Here is a 15,449-nt window from a genome sequence, read left to right on the forward strand (position 1 = left end):
CCGTTCCAAATCTTGACTTATCAGGCCCGGACCCGCATATCAGGTACAACTAAAACGGAGCCGTGACATGTTCATCCAGACCGAATCCACGCCGAACCCCGCGACACTGAAATTCCTGCCCGGCCAGCCGGTGCTGGAAGCTGGTACTGCGGATTTCCCATCGGCTGAGGCAGGTGAGAAATCGCCGCTGGCCAAACGGATTTTTGCCGTCAACGGGGTAACTGGTGTTTTCCTCGGCAATGACTTCGTAACCGTCACCAAATCGGACGACGTACAGTGGGATCACATCAAACCCGCAATCCTTGGCGCCGTGATGGAGCATTACCAGTCCGGCCAACCGGTTATCGGCGCGGACGCTAACGCCGCGTCGGGTCATGCCGAACACACAGGCGAAGATGCAGAGGTTGTCAACCAGATCAAGGACTTGCTGGACAGCCGCGTCCGGCCGGCCGTTGCGCAGGATGGCGGTGACATCACATTCCACGGTTTTGACCGGGGCATCGTTTACCTGCACATGCAGGGGGCCTGCGCAGGCTGCCCGTCTTCGACCCTGACGCTCAAGATGGGCATCGAAAACCTGCTGCGTCATTACATCCCAGAGGTGACCGAGGTTCGCCCCGTTGCCGTCTAACCCGATCATTCTGGCGATTGACACATCGGCCGCGCATTGCGCGGCCGCTTTGCTGCGCGGCGACCAGATTCTCTCGTCCCGCGTCGAATCCATGTCGCGCGGTCAGGCCGAGCGTCTGATGCCTTTGTTGGAAGAGGTGCTGACCGAAGCAGGATGTACTTGGCGTGACTTGTCTGCAGTCGGTGTTGGCATCGGCCCCGGCAACTTTACGGGCATCCGGATCTCTGTTTCCACAGCACGCGGGCTGGCTCTGGGCCTGGGAATTCCAGCTGTGGGCGTGTCCGGTTTCGATGCTCTGGCCTTGGATACTGCGGATGCGTTGCCTGCAATCCGTGCTCCGCGCGAGCAGGTTTACGTCACGTTTCCCAACCAGGGCCCGGCCTTGATGCCACAGGCCGAGGCAGAATCACTCGGAACCCTGATCCTGAACGATGACCCGGATGCGCAGGTTCGAGCCATCGCCCGGATCGCCGCGCAGAGGTGGCAAACCTCGCCCGAGCGGCCTGCGCCGCTCTATGTCCGTCCGGCCGACGCCGCGCCGTCCAAAGACACCCCCCCTGTTTTGCTCGACGGATGACACCTCAGAACCTTGCCGAAACCCACGCAGCGGCGTTCACTCGATCGCGCCCTTGGACTGCGGAAGAGTTCGCCGATCTTCTGAGCAACAGATTCACGCATGTCGTTGGCAACGCTAAATCTTTCGCGCTGTTTCAGGTCATCGCCGATGAGGCGGAGTTGCTGACGATCGCCACACATCCCGATGCTCAGCGGCAGGGATTGGCCAGTAAGCGGATGCAGGAGTGGCATTCGCAAGCGAAGGCCCTTGGTGCGACCCGCTCCTTTCTGGACGTCGCGGCAGACAACCTGCCCGCGATTGCCTTGTACACCCGCTTCGGATACCGGTCCTGTGGATCGCGCAAGGGCTATTATCTTCGCGGAAACAATCAGAAAATTGATGCGATTTTGATGGATTTGCCGCTGGAGTGACCTACCGCCGCGTGTTTTTTCGACCAGTTGGTCAAAATTCTGTTGACCACGGCGGTTGCAAACGGCCTTAATTCCCGCCATCACAACAGTTATGCTCGCTCACAGTGGGTGAACGGGGCTATCTTGGCCCCGACCGACAATAACAAACGGGAGTATGAAATGACCCTGATGAAATCTTTGATGGGCGCCGCCGCCGCTGTCGCACTGACCGCAGGTGCAGCCTTGGCCGAACCGGCCCTGATCTTTGACCTTGGTGGCAAGTTCGACAAGTCGTTCAACGAAGCCGCGCATAACGGCGCGCAGCGTTGGGCCGATGAAACTGGCGGCACCTACCGTGAGATCGAACTTCAGTCCGAAGCACAGCGCGAGCAGGCCCTGCGCCGCTTTGCCGAGGCTGGCGCCAACCCGATCATCACCATGGGTTTCGCAATGGCCGATCCGCTGTCCGCGGTTGCAGGTGACTATCCGGACACAAAGTTCGTCGCGGTTGACGTGAACTGGCTGGACGCGCCGAACATCCGTCAGGTCAGCTTTGCCGAGCATGAAGGCTCGTATCTGGTTGGCATGATGGCCGCGATGGCGTCCGAGTCGGGCACTGTTGGTTTCATCGGTGGCATGGACATCCCGCTGATCCGTCACTTTGGCTGCGGCTATGCGCAAGGCGCGAAGGCTGTGAACCCGGACGTCAATGTTGTTGCCAACATGACCGGCACCACTCCGGCCGCCTGGAACGACCCGGTAAAAGGTTCGGAACTGACCAAGGCCCAGATCAGCCAGGGCGCTGACGTGATTTATGCAGCCGCTGGCGGCACCGGCGTTGGCGTTTTGCAAACCGCAGCTGACGAAGGCATCCTGTCGATCGGCGTGGACAGCAACCAGAACCACCTGCACCCGGGCAAGGTTCTGACCTCGATGCTTAAGCGTGTGGATGTCGCAGTTTATGACGCGATGAAAGCAGGTGAAGGTCTTGAAACCGGCGTATTCGCCATGGGCCTGGCAGAAGACGGAGTTGGCGTTGCAATCGACGACAACAACCGCGAGCTGGTTGACCCCCAAATGGCGGACGCTGTTGAAGCTGCCCGCCGTGGCATCATCGATGGGGACATCTCTGTCGTCAGCTACTACGAGAACGACAGCTGCCCGGCACTGCAGTTCTGATATCGCGTGGGATGGGGGGCGGCCTCCATCCCACTTCCACTCTGCCGCATGAAGCGCAAATACTGCGCCGGCGGCCCTTCGGCAATTGAGGGCAAGATATGACCGTCCCCGCCATTGAGCTCAAAGGGATTTCCAAAGCCTTTGGGCCGGTTCAGGCCAACAAAGACATTTCCATCAGCGTCGCCCCCGGTACGATCCATGGGATCATCGGAGAAAACGGTGCGGGCAAGTCCACGCTGATGAGCATTCTCTACGGCTTTTACAAAGCCGACAAAGGCGAAATCTGGATCAACGGCACAAAAACCGACATCCCGGACAGTCAGGCGGCAATTGCCGCAGGCATCGGGATGGTGTTCCAGCACTTCAAGCTTGTTGAGAATTTCACCGTTCTGGAAAACATCGTTCTGGGCGCCGAGGATGGCGGGCTTTTGGCCCCGTCTCTGGCCAAAGCCCGCAAGGAACTGAAGGCGCTGGAAGAGGAGTACGAGCTGTTCGTGGACCCCGACAAGCGCATCGATGAAATTGGCGTTGGCATGCAGCAGCGTGTCGAAATCCTCAAGGCGCTGTATCGGCGGGCCGAGATCCTGATTCTGGACGAGCCCACCGGCGTTCTGACACCAGCCGAGGCGGATCAGCTGTTCCGGATTCTTGACCGTTTGCGCAGCGAAGGAAAGACAATCATCCTGATCACGCACAAGCTGCGCGAGATTATGGAATACACCGACACCGTGTCGGTGATGCGCCGCGGTCAGATGACGGCGACCGTCAAGACGGCAGAAACCAACCCGCAGGAACTGGCCGAGCTGATGGTTGGCCGCAAGGTCTTGCTACAGGTGGACAAAGTCCCTGCGCAGCCCGGCAAACCCATTCTGGAAATCGAGAACCTGCGCGTCATCGACGAGGCCGGTGTCGAGCGTGTCAAAGGCATCGATCTTACCGTGCGCGCAGGCGAAATCGTCGGCATCGCGGGTGTGGCCGGTAACGGCCAATCCGAGTTGCTGGAAGTTCTGGGCGGGATGCGTACCGGTCTTGGTTCGATCAAATTGAACGGCGAGCCGCTGGCCCTCAGCGGTCACGGCTCTGACGGTCAGGCCCGGCGTGCTCAGCATATCGCGCACGTGCCGGAAGATCGGCAGCGCGAAGGCCTGATCATGGACTTCCATGCCTGGGAGAACGTGGCCTTTGGCTATCACCGGGACCCAGCTTATAAGCGCGGCATCTTCATGGATAACGCTGCTCTGCGCGCCGACACCGAGCGCAAGATCGAAAAATTCGACGTCCGTCCGCCAGATGGCTGGCTGGCCGCCAAGAACTTTTCCGGCGGCAACCAGCAGAAGATCGTGGTCGCCCGCGAGATCGAGCGTAATCCGGACCTGCTGCTGGTCGGCCAACCGACGCGCGGCGTGGACATCGGTGCGATCGAGTTCATTCACAAACAGATCGTTGCCCTGCGTGACCAAGGCAAGGCAATCTTGCTGGTCTCGGTCGAGTTGGAAGAGATCTTCTCGCTGTCTGACCGGATCGCGGTGATGTTTGACGGACATATCATGGGTGAGCGTCTGCCCCATGAAACAGATGAAAAAGAACTGGGCCTGCTGATGGCCGGTGTTGCGGGAGAGGCCGCGTAACATGGAAAAAATGCCCAAATGGGCCGACGTCGTTCTGATCCCGCTGATCAGTCTGCTTTTGGCCGCTATTCTTTCTGCGCTGGTGATCCTCGCCATCGGCGAAAACCCGGTCGAGGCCGTGAACCTGATGGTCACGGGCGCGCTGGGGTCGACCTATGGCTGGGGCTATACGCTCTACTACGCGACCAACTTCATGTTCACCGGATTGGCCGTTGCCGTTGCCTTCCACGCCCGCCTGTTCAACATCGGTGGCGAAGGTCAGGCGATGCTGGGCGGTCTTGGTGTTGCCATGGTCTGTCTTTATGTACCCTGGCCGCATTGGAGCATTGCCCTGCTGGCCGCCTGTGCGGCATCCATGCTGTTCGGGGCCGCGTGGGCCGCGATCCCGGCCTATCTGCAGGCCAAACGCGGCAGCCATATTGTGATCACCACGATCATGTTCAACTTCATCGCCGCGGCCTTCCTGAACTACATGCTGGTAAATGTGATGCGCCCGCAAGGCTCGCAAGACCCGGCAACAGCCCGCTTCTCGGAAACGGTGCACTTGCCGACCTTCCAGTCAATGTTCTCGACCGCCGAGAATGTGGTCTTCCGTGGGGCACCGGCGAATATCTCGTTCTTTGTGGCGCTGCTTGCGTGCGTCGTAGTTTGGGCTCTGATCTGGCGGACCCGGCTGGGTTATGAAATCCGGGCCTATGGGCATTCGGAAACCGGTGCGGTCTATGCCGGGATTTCGCCCGTGCGTATCACCATCATCGCCATGCTGATCTCGGGCGCGCTGGCAGGCCTGATGGCCATCAACAACGTGATGGGTGAGGCGGAACGACTGGTTCTCAACTCGACGGAAGGTGCGGGTTTCATCGGGATTGCGGTGGCTTTGATGGGCCGTTCGCATCCGTTCGGTGTGTTCCTAGCCGCGATCCTGTTCGGGTTCCTTTATCAAGGCGGCGCCGAACTGGCTTTGTGGACGTCGATCCCACGCGAATTGATCGTCGTCATTCAGGCGCTGGTCATCCTCTTCACAGGAGCGCTGGATAACATGGTCCGGATGCCGCTTGAAAAGCTGTTCCTGGGTATGCGGAAGGGAGCCAAGTGATGGAGTTCTTCATAACGCTTATCCAGGTCCTCGATTCGACCATCCGTCTGGCAACACCTCTGCTGTTGGCCTGTCTGGCAGGTCTCTATTCGGAACGCGCAGGCATTTTCGACATCGGCCTTGAGGGCAAGATGCTGATGGCGGCCTTCTTTTCGGCCGCAGTCGCAGCAGTGACCGGCTCAGTTTGGCTGGGTCTTCTGGCAGGGATTGCGTCCTCACTGGTCCTTTCCGGGCTACATGGGCTGGCCTCGATTACCTTCCGGGGCAACCAGTTGATTTCGGGGGTCGCGATCAACTTCCTTGCGGCGGGTATGACTGTTCTGGTCGCTCAAAGCTGGTTCCAGCAAGGTGGCCGCACGCCATCCCTGTTCGGAGGCGGGCGCTTCGTTCCAATCGAGTTTCCCTTTGCCGAATCCCTGAGCGGCGTGCCGATCTTCGGGCCGATTTACTCCGAATTGCTCTCGGGGCATTCGATTCTGGTCTATGTCGCATTCCTGATGGTCCCAGCGACCTGGTGGATTTTGTTCCGGACCCGATTTGGCCTGCGTTTGCGCGCCGTGGGTGAAAACCCGGCCGCGGTCGACACGGCAGGTGTATCGGTCGTTGGTCTGCGCTATGCCGCCGTCGCTATCTGTGGCGTCTTGTGCGGTATCGCCGGTGCCTACCTGGCCACCGCGCTGCAAGCCGGGTTCGTCAAGGACATGACCGCTGGTCGTGGTTTCATCGCGCTGGCCGCGCTGATCTTTGCGAAATGGCGGCCGTGGCATGCCATGGGTGCCTGCCTGCTGTTCGGTTTGCTACAGGCGATTGCACTGCGGTTCCAGAACATCGATCTGGGCGGCGTAGTCATCCCGGTACAGGTTATGGACGCCCTGCCCTACATCCTGACGGTCGTCATTCTGGCCGGCTTCGTTGGCAAGGCCATCCCTCCGCGGGCCGGTGGCGAACCCTATGTAAAAGAACGCTGATAAGTCCAGTTTCGGACTCAGTTCAGTCCTGTTCGCTGCAGAGCGGCATGCAGAGTTGATTTTGCATGCCGCAACCGTTCTAAAGGGGTATGCATGTGCTTCCCTTTATAAACCACGACTCGGACCCAGCCCTAACCGGGCTGAGGGGACCGCATATGCGCCTCAAAAGTGGGGCAATCCAGGTTTTCCAGCCTTATCAAGCGGCTGGCACTGCGCCCAGCGCACCGATATTCGCCATGTGGCCGCGGGGCTTCACCACCGCACGTCGCATTAAATCTACACCACTTTGCCTTGGGGCGGACCACGTCACTCATCGTGATGGGCCGAGCCTCATCCAGTAGCTCGATATGCAAATTTACCTTCCTATCGCCGAAGTCTCAGTCAACGCCTTCCTGCTTTTGGGGCTTGGGGGGATGGTCGGCATTCTTTCGGGCATGTTCGGTGTCGGCGGAGGGTTCCTGATGACCCCCCTGCTGTTCTTCATCGGCATTCCACCAGCCGTCGCTGTTGCTACCGAAGCCAACCAGATCGTTGCATCTTCGTTCTCGGGGGTTCTGGCCCACTTCCGACGAAAGACGGTGGACCTGAAAATGGGGACGGTCTTATTGATAGGGGGCTTAACCGGGGCTGCGCTTGGGGTGGTGATATTCAACTATCTCAAAAGCCTTGGGCAGGTCGATCTGCTTGTCACGTTGTGCTACGTCGTATTCCTTGGTGTTGTCGGCGGCTTGATGTTCATCGAAAGCCTGAACGCCCTGCGCAAATCCAAGAAAGGTGTATCTGCACCGCCAAAACGTCGTCAGCGCGGCTGGGTGCACGCGATGCCGTTCAAGATGCGTTTTCGGACGTCGGGCCTGTATATTTCGGTCATTCCACCGGCATTGGTCGGCCTGTTCGTTGGTGTATTGTCGGCGATCATGGGCGTTGGCGGCGGTTTCATCATGGTCCCCGCGATGATCTACCTTTTGGGAATGCCGACCAAGGTTGTTGTTGGCACGTCCCTGTTCCAGATCATCTTTGTCACCGGCTTTACCACCATGCTGCACGCAACCACGAACTATACGGTCGATGTCGTTCTGGCTGTACTACTGCTGGTTGGCGGCGTTGTCGGCGCACAGATCGGAACAGTGATCGGTGCGCGTATGCCTGCCGAACAGTTGCGCGTGTTGCTGGCCGCGCTTGTTTTGGCCGTGTGCGGGAAACTGGCATTGGATCTTTTGCTTGAACCGTCCGAGCTTTACTCGCTTGGCACTGGCGGAGGGCACTGATCATGCTGAAACGCTTGCTTGTTTTGCTTGCTTTTTGCGCCAGCCCAGCACTTGCCGTTGACGAAGAGGTCGTGCTTGGCCTCAGCCAGGATCGCGTGGCGATTACGGCCAATTTCGACGGTTCTGAGATTCTGGTCTTTGGCGCTGTCAAACGCGAAGCGCCCATTCCGCCCGGACCGCCTCTTGAAGTGATCGTGGCAGTGGCCGGCCCATCCAGCCCGATCACCGTTAGGCGAAAAGAGCGTAAGCTTGGCATCTGGGTCAATACGGACAGTGTTCTGGTCGACTTGGCCCCCAGTTTCTACGCAGTTGCGACAAGCGCGCCTTTGAATGAAATCCTGTCGGATACCGAAGACCTCCGCTATCGCATTTCCATCGAACGGGCCATCCGATCTGTTGGTGCAGCGATGAACATTCGCGGGGCGCAGGATTTTGCAGACGCCGTGGTTCGCATTCGCGAAGACGAAGGTCTGTATTCCATTCGCGAAGACACCGTGGCCGTCGATGAACAGACCCTGTTTCGCACATCGATTGAGATGCCGGCGGACCTGACCGAAGGGGAGTATGCGGCGCGTATCTTCCTGACCCGGGACGGTGAGGTCGTTTCGCAATTCGAAACCACCATCGATGTCCGCAAAGTGGGGCTCGAGCGGTTTTTGTACAACATGTCCCGCCAGCAACCGGTCTGGTATGGCCTGATGTCTCTGGTCATTGCCATCGCGGCTGGTTGGGGCGCGTCGACTGCGTTCCGGTTGCTGCGCGAGTAACTGATCGCTACCCGCGGCCGATATAGGGCATCGTCGTGGCCATCACGGTCATAAACTGAACATTGGCCTCCGGCGGCAAGTTAGCCATGTGCAGAACCGACCGCGCTGCGTCTTCCACGGCCATTGTCGGGTCGGGCTCTTGCCCATCGGCAATGGCCGCGTCGACCAGCCCCTGGACCATCTGCGTGCGCGCATTGCCGATGTCGATCTGCCCGCAGGCAATGCCAAACGCGCGTCCGTCAAGGGACAAGCTGCGGGTCAGGCCCGTTATCGCGTGTTTGGTCGCCGAGTAGTGCACCGAGTTCGGGCGTGGCACATGCGCGGCAATCGAGCCGTTGTTGATGATACGCCCGCCTTGCGGTGACTGATGGCGCATGATCCGAAAAGCCTCGCGGGCACACAGGAACATACCGTTCAGGTTGACGTTGACGCTCTGATACCAATCGTCCAGTGCGATCTGGTCTATCGTGCCGCCCGGCGCGAAAATTCCGGCGTTGTTGAAAAGAATTTCCAGATTGCCAGCCTTTTCCTGAAAGGCACTGAAGGCAGTCGCGACCGCATCGGCATCGGTCACATCCGCGATCAAGGGTATCGCGTTGGATTGCCCCTCGGCCATTTTGTTCAACGTATCGGCTGAGCGCGCCAGAAGGCCAACAGTCCACCCTTCGTCCAGAAACAACTCTGCCGTAGCCCGTCCAATACCCGAACTTGCGCCAGTCACGATTATGGATGTCATGTTTCTTCTGCCTCCAATGTCAGCGATGCCGCCGGCACCGCGCGCAAATCATCCACACGCAGCGGATAGGTCGGCTTGGCCAGGCGGTTGCGCACCACCCAGATCAGTCGCTCCTGGGCACGTGTGATGGCCACATAGGCCAGACGCTTCCAGAGCGGCTGCCCGGCTTCTGTGCGGCCCATGCGGGCTGCGGCGTAGATGTCCGGGGCAAAGACTTGCACCGTATCCCATTGCGACCCCTGCGCCTTGTGAATGGTGACCGCCGCACCGTGCAGGAAAGTGGCCCCCATTCGGGCAGCAAAGGGAATGAAGGGCTCTTCCTCGTCCGGTTTTTCGATCTTGACGATGGATGCGGCGCTGACCTGAGGGTCTTCGGCCCCCATCACATGCAACCGTGAAAATCCCGGTTTGCGGCCCGGCCCCAGATAGATGACCTGAGCCCCCTTTATGAGCCCACGCGCCTCAAGGTCCAGTCGCTTTTTGCGGTGTTTCAAAGGCAGTTCGATGCCGTCGCAAATCAGCGGCTCGCCCTCCAGCAGTTCGGTATCGGGTGCGCTGTGCACGTTTCGGAAGGCCTGAATCAACCGAATGCGCGTCGCGTTGCGCCAGACAAGAACCGGGCTTCGGGCCATTAGGTCAACTTCGACCCGTTGGCCCCAGACAACCCGATCGTCCTGCCGGGCAGTCTGTTCGATCAGACGTTCGAAATCCTCGAACCCCATCTGAGGATCAGCCAACGCATGTGCGAGGTCCAGAATGGGGTTGTCTGCCTCCTGCCGGTGGACGCGGTGCAGGATCTGCTTGCGCGGTTCCGGTAAGCTTTCAAACACCATGCTGCCCGACTGATTGACCGGAGCCAGCTGCGCAGGGTCACCAAACAGCAGCAGCGTCGGGAAAATCTCTTGCAGATCTTCGAACTGGCGATCATCCAACATCGAAGCCTCGTCCACAAACCCAATATCCAGCGGTTCGTCCCGTCGTTTCCAGCCGGTGATGAAATCGGATCCACGCAGGCCAGCTGCCGCCAAAGCACCGGGAATGGATTTGTTGTTCTCATAAAACGCCGCCGCGCGATCCAGCGCTTCATCGGTCAGACCTTCGATCTCCGGCCGCTCATCATTGCCTGCCAGCCATTCCGCGATCCGCTCGTACTCCGGGTCGTAGACGGGCGTATAGAGAATGCGGTGAATCGTCGTCGCCGGAACCCCGCGCAGCCGCAAAACGCTGGCGGCCTTGTTGGTAGGGGCAAGGATGGCGAGGCTGCGTTTCTCTTTGGCTTTGCGGCTTTCAAAGTCCCCGGACACAATCTGAACGCCGGTCTCAGCCAGGGCTTTGTAAAGTTCGGCCAGCAACAGAGTTTTACCAGACCCCGCCTTACCGATCACTGCCATCACACCGGACTTACCAGCCCCCGGCAGTTTCAGCAGGGCATCATCATCAAGGTCAACGCCTGCGGACTTCAACATCTCTGAGATGTTGTCATAAGCGGCGGCCTGGTCGTCGGAAAAGGTCACGGGGGGCAAAGACATGGCGCGACCCTACAAGGCCGCGCCGTCTATCGCCAGATACGGATTTCGGTTTTCGCGCGGTCAGGCCGTCATGGCAAACCGATGCTGCCTGCCGACACCAAACGCCGTCTTGAACCACAGCCGTGACAATTCGCGCGGGATCCCGGCACGCTCAGCCACCCGATTGCAGTCATCCGCCGAATAAGGCCACAGCCCGACAGAGATCTGATCGCGCCCTGCCCCTTGCGTGCCCAGCACTTTCGGAGACGACCCGATCAGACGGTAGATCCGAATCATGCGTGCATCGAATACACCCGCGATGTGGGTCAGACCGAACCCTTCCATCATTTCACCGCCGCTAAGCATAATGGCCCCGGCGGTATGGGGGCTTGCGGTGCGTGACAGGCAAAAGCGGGTCACTTCCCAGATCAACGGGCTGCAAATTGGGCTGCCCCCGTTCAGATGACCAAAGACCTCGTTAATCATAACTGGACCCGTCGTCGGCAGCACCCGCATAGAGCCTCCGTGGCTGCCATCCGTTTCCTCCCAAATGACATACAGCGGGTTCAGGTCATCGTATTGATCCCGCTCCTCTCCTTTTTCGTTCACGTGAACGTCCCAACCCAGCCGCGTTTTGAACTGGTCGGCGCGGTCCCGGAACATCCCTTCGGCCAATTTCGGAAATTTGTGCAATTCGTCCGCATAAACATAGCGCAACATGACTTTTCCCCTTGTCGTCCTGTGCAAGAACGAAGGGGGTACAAAGTTGTGGTTAATTTCCCGTTCGGAGGGCGCGCGTGCCTTAAACCACTATTAACCCTCGGCTTAACGCCGTGGCGATGGCGTGGGTCGTATTTTGCGCCCCGAGCTTGGCGCGAGCACTCTCGATATATACCCGCAGGGTATGCTCAGAGATCGACAGCGAATGAGCGACTTGCGCCCGGCTGTAACCCAGGGCGAGCAAGGTTATGGCATCCACTTCACGCGGGGACAATCCCCGTGAGGATTCGGGTTGGCGGTCACTTTCGAATTCCAATGCCTTACGGTTGAAGTAATGTGCAATCAGGATCAGCTCGCGCCCATGTGTTTCGATGAAACTCTGCCATGCTTCATCGTTGCAGGTATGATTCACCGTGAATAAGGCGAACTGACCATTCGGGCCGCGGATCGGAATCGAGTAACCTTGATTTCCGACCCCGTGTTCCAAAGCATCTTTCAGAAACGTCTTGGCAACTTTGCCCGACCAATCCAGCGTCTTCCAATCCACCGGGTGAAACCGCTGGAAACAGCCCAGAATAACCGGATCAATCCTGTGGTAGTTTCGTTCGAGGTATCGTTCCGCCCAAGTGTCGGGATAGGTGGTATAGCCGTATTGATCACCGGCCCCGTCAACCCAATGGTAAATGAGGTGTTCGATTTGCAGCCTGTCCCGCAGACGAATGGCAACATCGCTTAGCTGATCAAGCGTGCTGGTGTTTTCCAAGTCCTCCAGAACCTGGCTCATATCGAGTTTTGTTCCCATCCGCGGGCGCCCGAACCTCATTCTTTCTGGACGTGATCTCGGCTGCGGCGATCAGCTTGGTATCATCCAACTGCTCGGCCAACGCGGTCAAACCGTTTTCAACAGCAAAGGCGCTGAGGTCCGACAGAACGTCCAGTATCCACTCATTTTGCGCCATCAGCGTCTCTCCGAAATGGTTAACGAAGGGTTAACACAACCATAGCATGTAAGGGTTTTTTTGGCCTATTCACTGGTTTCTACTCCCCAAAAACAGTGAGGGCGCCTGAGATAACATGCTGAAAATGCTAAATTTATACTTAAAATAGGATCGCCCACGAACCGGTAACGCGATTCGCGGGCGATCTCGAAAAAAAATTAGGAATTGATTAGCCGCGCGCGGCCAGAACCTCTTCCAATGTGCGCATTCCAGTCTGCGGTGCCTGTACCAGAACTGACATGTTGCCCGGTTTATGTTCGTTACGCATCATCTTCATATGCGCTTCGGGCAGATCCTGCCAGGTGAACACTTCGGACATGCACGGGTCCAGACGACGCTCAACCATCAGCTGGTTTGCCGCCGAAGCTTGCTTGAGGTGCGCAAAGTGCGAACCCTGCAGGCGCTTCTGGTGCATCCACATGTAACGCACGTCAAAGGTCAGGTTGTAGCCGGTGGTACCAGCGCAGATCACAACCATACCGCCTTTTTTTACAACGAAGGTCGAAACCGGGAAGGTGCTTTCGCCAGGGTGCTCGAATACCATGTCGACGTTCACGCCTTTACCGGTGATATCCCAGATGGCTTTGCCGAACTTACGCGCTTCTTTGAACCACTCGGCATATTCCGGCGTGTTCACCGTGGGCAACTGACCCCAGCAGTTGAAGTCTTTGCGGTTCAGAACGCCCTTGGCGCCCAGGCCCATGACAAAGTCACGCTTGCTTTCATCCGAGATCACGCCGATCGCATTCGCGCCCGCGGTGTTGATCAGCTGGATCGCATAGGAACCCAGACCACCCGATGCGCCCCAAACCAGAACGTTCTGGCCCGGCTTCAGATCGTGCGGCTCGTGGCCGAACAACATGCGGTACGCAGTCGCCAGCGTCAGCGTGTAGCAGGCGCTTTCTTCCCAGGTCAGGTGCTTGGGGCGCGGCATCAGCTGCTGTGCCTGAACATTGGTGAACTGCGCGAACGAACCGTCGGGGGTTTCGTAACCCCAGATACGCTGCGAATCCGAGTACATCGGGTCGCCGCCGTTACAGGCTTCATCGTCGCCGTCATCCTGGTTGCAGTGGATTACAACTTCGTCGCCGACTTTCCAGCGCTTCACCTTGTCGCCAACAGCCCAAACGATACCCGAGGCATCGGAACCGGCGATGTGGAAAGGCTGACCATGGCCATCAAACGGGCTGATCGGTTTGCCCAGCGAGGCCCAGACGCCATTGTAGTTGACGCCGGCCGCCATCACGAGAACCAGAACCTCATGGCTGTCCAGTTTCGGGACATCAACCACTTCCAGCTGCATGGCCGTGTTTGGTTCGCCGTGGCGTTCCTTGCGGATGGCCCATGCATACATTTGTTTCGGGACATATCCCATCGGGGGAATTTCACCCATCTCATAGAGGTCTTTTTCCGGTGCCTCGTACGACGCGATGCCGCTGTCGGTGTCCAGAGCCATGTTGGCCTCCTTTATTCAAAACCATTGCCGCGATGCAGAATCGCTTGCATTAACCGATGGAATATTGGCCTTCGGGAAATAATGCAATAGATTTTGGCGCTATTTTGTAATTTTATGACCCAGCGGATGCAGAAATTTCCTTTGCGGTCGCAGCATCATCCCCACCTGAACTCAGCGGGGCCGAGGCCGCGTAGTACTGCAACAGATCAACCCTTTGGCCGGATTGAGAAATTTTCCCGGCATTTCGCTTGAGTATCCGTCTTTCGACCAGTTGGTCGATGGCATCCTTGATTGAGGTTCGATTTTCGTCGTCTGAAATTCCGTTGCGTCGCATGAGATCGGTAATCAGTTCTATGGCGTCGGCCTCGGCCATTTCTCCGTGCTCTCGTACCAGCCAACACGCAGCGGGTGCCGGAACCAGTGGGATTGCATCACTGATCCGCGCCATCAGGTCTCGCGCCAAATCGGTCATCAAATCGCGCTTATGTGTCGCGCGAAATGCTTGCAGCGAAATTGGCTCGCCATATCTGACAGACGCCAAGCCGAAACGCTTGTAACGGCCAATAACGCGCCGCCAAATCTGTTTGAGAATCCACCGGGTGATCACGCCGATTCTGGCGCGAAACCGGCGCTCATTGCCAAGCGCAGCCCGAGTCAGGATCGTATCTTCCAACACCCGGTCATAATTCAGCGCCACCGGCACGAACACCACGTCGCGCCCGTCTTCCGTGGTTCCGTCGATTATGTACTTGAGCAGCCCAAGCTTCGGGCGCCCCAAACCACCCGTCAGGCTCAACCCGCCTTCGGGAAACATGGCCTGAGTGACGCCGGCTTCGGTTGCATGGCGCACATAACAGGACAGAACCTGCCGGTACAAATCGCTGCCCGACCTGCGGCGGATAAAGTATGCCCCCATCGCACGGATCAACCGGCTCAGTGGCCAGACACGGGCCCACTCGCCCACCGCATATGACAAGGCGGACTGTTCCGCGGCAAGATACGTGACCAACACGTAGTCCATGTTGCTGCGATGGTTCATGACAAAGACAACCGTTGCATCCGGATCAATGTTCTTGACCGCGCTTTCGTCCTGATAGCTGAGTCGCACATGATAGAACGCATTGCTCAACAACCGGGCTACGCGGATCGCAAAACTGAAATAGGCAACGGCCGAGAACGAGGGGACAATCTCGCGCGCGTAACGCCGGGCCATCTCGAACGCCACCGCCTCGGGGACCCCTGTTTCGCGCGCATGCTCTTGAACCGCCTGGCCCACTTGCGGGTCATAAATCAGGCGCTGGATCATGTCGTGACGGTGCGCCAGTTTGAATGGTTGTATCGGCCGCTGCAGCCGAGTGTTCAATTGTTTGACGGCCCGTTCCAGGCGGCGTCGAAAGAACCACCGCACTGATGGAAAAAGAAAATGCGAAGCCAGAGTGACCATGGCAAACACCACGATCAGCAAAAACAGCCAAAGCGGAAGTTCCACGGTCTGAGTCATGCACGCACCCTGCCACCAAATAGAATG

At 58.3% G+C, this 15,449-nt stretch carries 16 protein-coding genes; 9 read left to right on the top strand and 7 right to left on the bottom strand.

Annotation, left to right across the window (positions count from 1 at the left end; translation table 11 throughout):
• The first annotated feature begins 67 nt into the window (after positions 1-67).
• From ACR0AA_RS09130 to ACR0AA_RS09170, 9 genes are all read left to right on the top strand, one after another.
• Entirely contained in the window at positions 68-631 is a 564-nt protein-coding gene (locus ACR0AA_RS09130) for a NifU family protein (protein ID WP_480664083.1), read from the top strand.
• Positions 621-1,208, top strand: coding sequence for a tRNA (adenosine(37)-N6)-threonylcarbamoyltransferase complex dimerization subunit type 1 TsaB (gene tsaB, locus ACR0AA_RS09135; protein ID WP_480755884.1), 588 nt, complete (start codon positions 621-623; stop codon positions 1,206-1,208). The genes ACR0AA_RS09130 and tsaB overlap by 11 nt, the downstream gene beginning before the upstream one ends.
• Complete coding sequence (locus ACR0AA_RS09140; protein WP_480664087.1) at positions 1,205-1,618, top strand: GNAT family N-acetyltransferase; 414 nt, start codon at positions 1,205-1,207, stop codon at positions 1,616-1,618. The genes tsaB and ACR0AA_RS09140 overlap by 4 nt, the downstream gene beginning before the upstream one ends.
• Positions 1,619-1,777: 159 nt before the next feature.
• Positions 1,778-2,776, top strand: a complete 999-nt coding sequence (locus tag ACR0AA_RS09145; protein ID WP_480664089.1) for a BMP family lipoprotein — start codon at positions 1,778-1,780, stop codon at positions 2,774-2,776.
• A 98-nt stretch (positions 2,777-2,874) separates the two neighbouring features.
• Entirely contained in the window at positions 2,875-4,404 is a 1,530-nt protein-coding gene (locus ACR0AA_RS09150) for an ABC transporter ATP-binding protein (RefSeq protein ID WP_480664091.1), read from the top strand.
• Between the two features lies 1 nt (position 4,405).
• Positions 4,406-5,500 carry an ABC transporter permease gene (locus tag ACR0AA_RS09155; protein ID WP_480664093.1) on the top strand — a complete coding sequence of 365 codons (1,095 nt, stop codon included), beginning with the start codon at positions 4,406-4,408 and terminating at the stop codon, positions 5,498-5,500.
• Entirely contained in the window at positions 5,500-6,468 is a 969-nt protein-coding gene (locus tag ACR0AA_RS09160) for an ABC transporter permease (RefSeq protein WP_480664095.1), read from the top strand. Before ACR0AA_RS09155 ends, ACR0AA_RS09160 begins: the two co-directional genes overlap by 1 nt.
• Positions 6,469-6,815: 347 nt before the next feature.
• Positions 6,816-7,736 (top strand): sulfite exporter TauE/SafE family protein, encoded by a 921-nt coding sequence (locus ACR0AA_RS09165; protein ID WP_480664097.1) that lies wholly within the window; start codon positions 6,816-6,818, stop codon positions 7,734-7,736.
• Between the two features lie 2 nt (positions 7,737-7,738).
• Positions 7,739-8,503: a TIGR02186 family protein gene (locus ACR0AA_RS09170; RefSeq protein ID WP_480755885.1), complete on the top strand. Its 765-nt coding sequence runs from the start codon at positions 7,739-7,741 to the stop codon at positions 8,501-8,503.
• A gap of 7 nt (positions 8,504-8,510) precedes the next feature.
• On the opposite strand, the gene ACR0AA_RS09175 is transcribed toward ACR0AA_RS09170, so the two are convergent.
• The 7 genes from ACR0AA_RS09175 to ACR0AA_RS09205 all read right to left on the bottom strand — a co-directional run bounded on the left by ACR0AA_RS09175 (position 8,511) and on the right by ACR0AA_RS09205 (position 15,422).
• On the bottom strand, positions 8,511-9,239 hold the full coding sequence (locus tag ACR0AA_RS09175; protein WP_480755886.1) for an SDR family oxidoreductase: 729 nt from the start codon (positions 9,237-9,239) through the stop codon (positions 8,511-8,513).
• Positions 9,236-10,768 carry an ATP-dependent DNA helicase gene (locus ACR0AA_RS09180; protein ID WP_480755887.1) on the bottom strand — a complete coding sequence of 511 codons (1,533 nt, stop codon included), beginning with the start codon at positions 10,766-10,768 and terminating at the stop codon, positions 9,236-9,238. The genes ACR0AA_RS09175 and ACR0AA_RS09180 overlap by 4 nt, the downstream gene beginning before the upstream one ends.
• Positions 10,769-10,828: 60 nt before the next feature.
• Positions 10,829-11,467 (bottom strand): acyl-homoserine-lactone synthase, encoded by a 639-nt coding sequence (locus tag ACR0AA_RS09185; protein ID WP_480755888.1) that lies wholly within the window; start codon positions 11,465-11,467, stop codon positions 10,829-10,831.
• Between the two features lie 82 nt (positions 11,468-11,549).
• The gene (locus ACR0AA_RS09190) at positions 11,550-12,269 is read right to left on the bottom strand and encodes a helix-turn-helix transcriptional regulator (RefSeq protein WP_480664107.1); all 720 of its coding nucleotides are present in this window, start codon (positions 12,267-12,269) and stop codon (positions 11,550-11,552) included.
• Positions 12,208-12,426 (bottom strand): hypothetical protein, encoded by a 219-nt coding sequence (locus tag ACR0AA_RS09195; RefSeq protein WP_480664109.1) that lies wholly within the window; start codon positions 12,424-12,426, stop codon positions 12,208-12,210. The genes ACR0AA_RS09190 and ACR0AA_RS09195 overlap by 62 nt, the downstream gene beginning before the upstream one ends.
• A gap of 208 nt (positions 12,427-12,634) precedes the next feature.
• Positions 12,635-13,921, bottom strand: a complete 1,287-nt coding sequence (ccrA, locus tag ACR0AA_RS09200; RefSeq protein ID WP_239338949.1) for a crotonyl-CoA carboxylase/reductase — start codon at positions 13,919-13,921, stop codon at positions 12,635-12,637.
• A gap of 112 nt (positions 13,922-14,033) precedes the next feature.
• Positions 14,034-15,422 carry a 1-acyl-sn-glycerol-3-phosphate acyltransferase gene (locus ACR0AA_RS09205; protein ID WP_480755889.1) on the bottom strand — a complete coding sequence of 463 codons (1,389 nt, stop codon included), beginning with the start codon at positions 15,420-15,422 and terminating at the stop codon, positions 14,034-14,036.
• Between the last annotated feature and the right edge of the window lie 27 nt (positions 15,423-15,449).

It is taken from the genome of Ruegeria sp. CE8 (assembly GCF_056537465.1).

Excerpts from the sequence above, each read along its gene's own strand:
- ACR0AA_RS09170 (WP_480755885.1), top strand. The coding sequence starts at position 7,739 with ATGCTGAAACGCTTGCTTGTTTTGCTTGCTTTTTGCGCCAGCCCAGCA.
- ACR0AA_RS09180 (WP_480755887.1), bottom strand. The coding sequence starts at position 10,768 with ATGTCTTTGCCCCCCGTGACCTTTTCCGACGACCAGGCCGCCGCTTAT.
- ACR0AA_RS09190 (WP_480664107.1), bottom strand. The coding sequence starts at position 12,269 with ATGGGAACAAAACTCGATATGAGCCAGGTTCTGGAGGACTTGGAAAAC.
- ACR0AA_RS09185 (WP_480755888.1), bottom strand. The coding sequence starts at position 11,467 with ATGTTGCGCTATGTTTATGCGGACGAATTGCACAAATTTCCGAAATTG.
- ccrA (WP_239338949.1), bottom strand. The coding sequence starts at position 13,921 with ATGGCTCTGGACACCGACAGCGGCATCGCGTCGTACGAGGCACCGGAA.
- ACR0AA_RS09130 (WP_480664083.1), top strand. The coding sequence starts at position 68 with ATGTTCATCCAGACCGAATCCACGCCGAACCCCGCGACACTGAAATTC.
- ACR0AA_RS09195 (WP_480664109.1), bottom strand. The coding sequence starts at position 12,426 with ATGGCGCAAAATGAGTGGATACTGGACGTTCTGTCGGACCTCAGCGCC.
- ACR0AA_RS09160 (WP_480664095.1), top strand. The coding sequence starts at position 5,500 with ATGGAGTTCTTCATAACGCTTATCCAGGTCCTCGATTCGACCATCCGT.
- ACR0AA_RS09205 (WP_480755889.1), bottom strand. The coding sequence starts at position 15,422 with ATGACTCAGACCGTGGAACTTCCGCTTTGGCTGTTTTTGCTGATCGTG.
- ACR0AA_RS09150 (WP_480664091.1), top strand. The coding sequence starts at position 2,875 with ATGACCGTCCCCGCCATTGAGCTCAAAGGGATTTCCAAAGCCTTTGGG.
- ACR0AA_RS09155 (WP_480664093.1), top strand. The coding sequence starts at position 4,406 with ATGGAAAAAATGCCCAAATGGGCCGACGTCGTTCTGATCCCGCTGATC.
- ACR0AA_RS09165 (WP_480664097.1), top strand. The coding sequence starts at position 6,816 with ATGCAAATTTACCTTCCTATCGCCGAAGTCTCAGTCAACGCCTTCCTG.
- ACR0AA_RS09145 (WP_480664089.1), top strand. The coding sequence starts at position 1,778 with ATGACCCTGATGAAATCTTTGATGGGCGCCGCCGCCGCTGTCGCACTG.
- ACR0AA_RS09175 (WP_480755886.1), bottom strand. The coding sequence starts at position 9,239 with ATGACATCCATAATCGTGACTGGCGCAAGTTCGGGTATTGGACGGGCT.
- ACR0AA_RS09140 (WP_480664087.1), top strand. The coding sequence starts at position 1,205 with ATGACACCTCAGAACCTTGCCGAAACCCACGCAGCGGCGTTCACTCGA.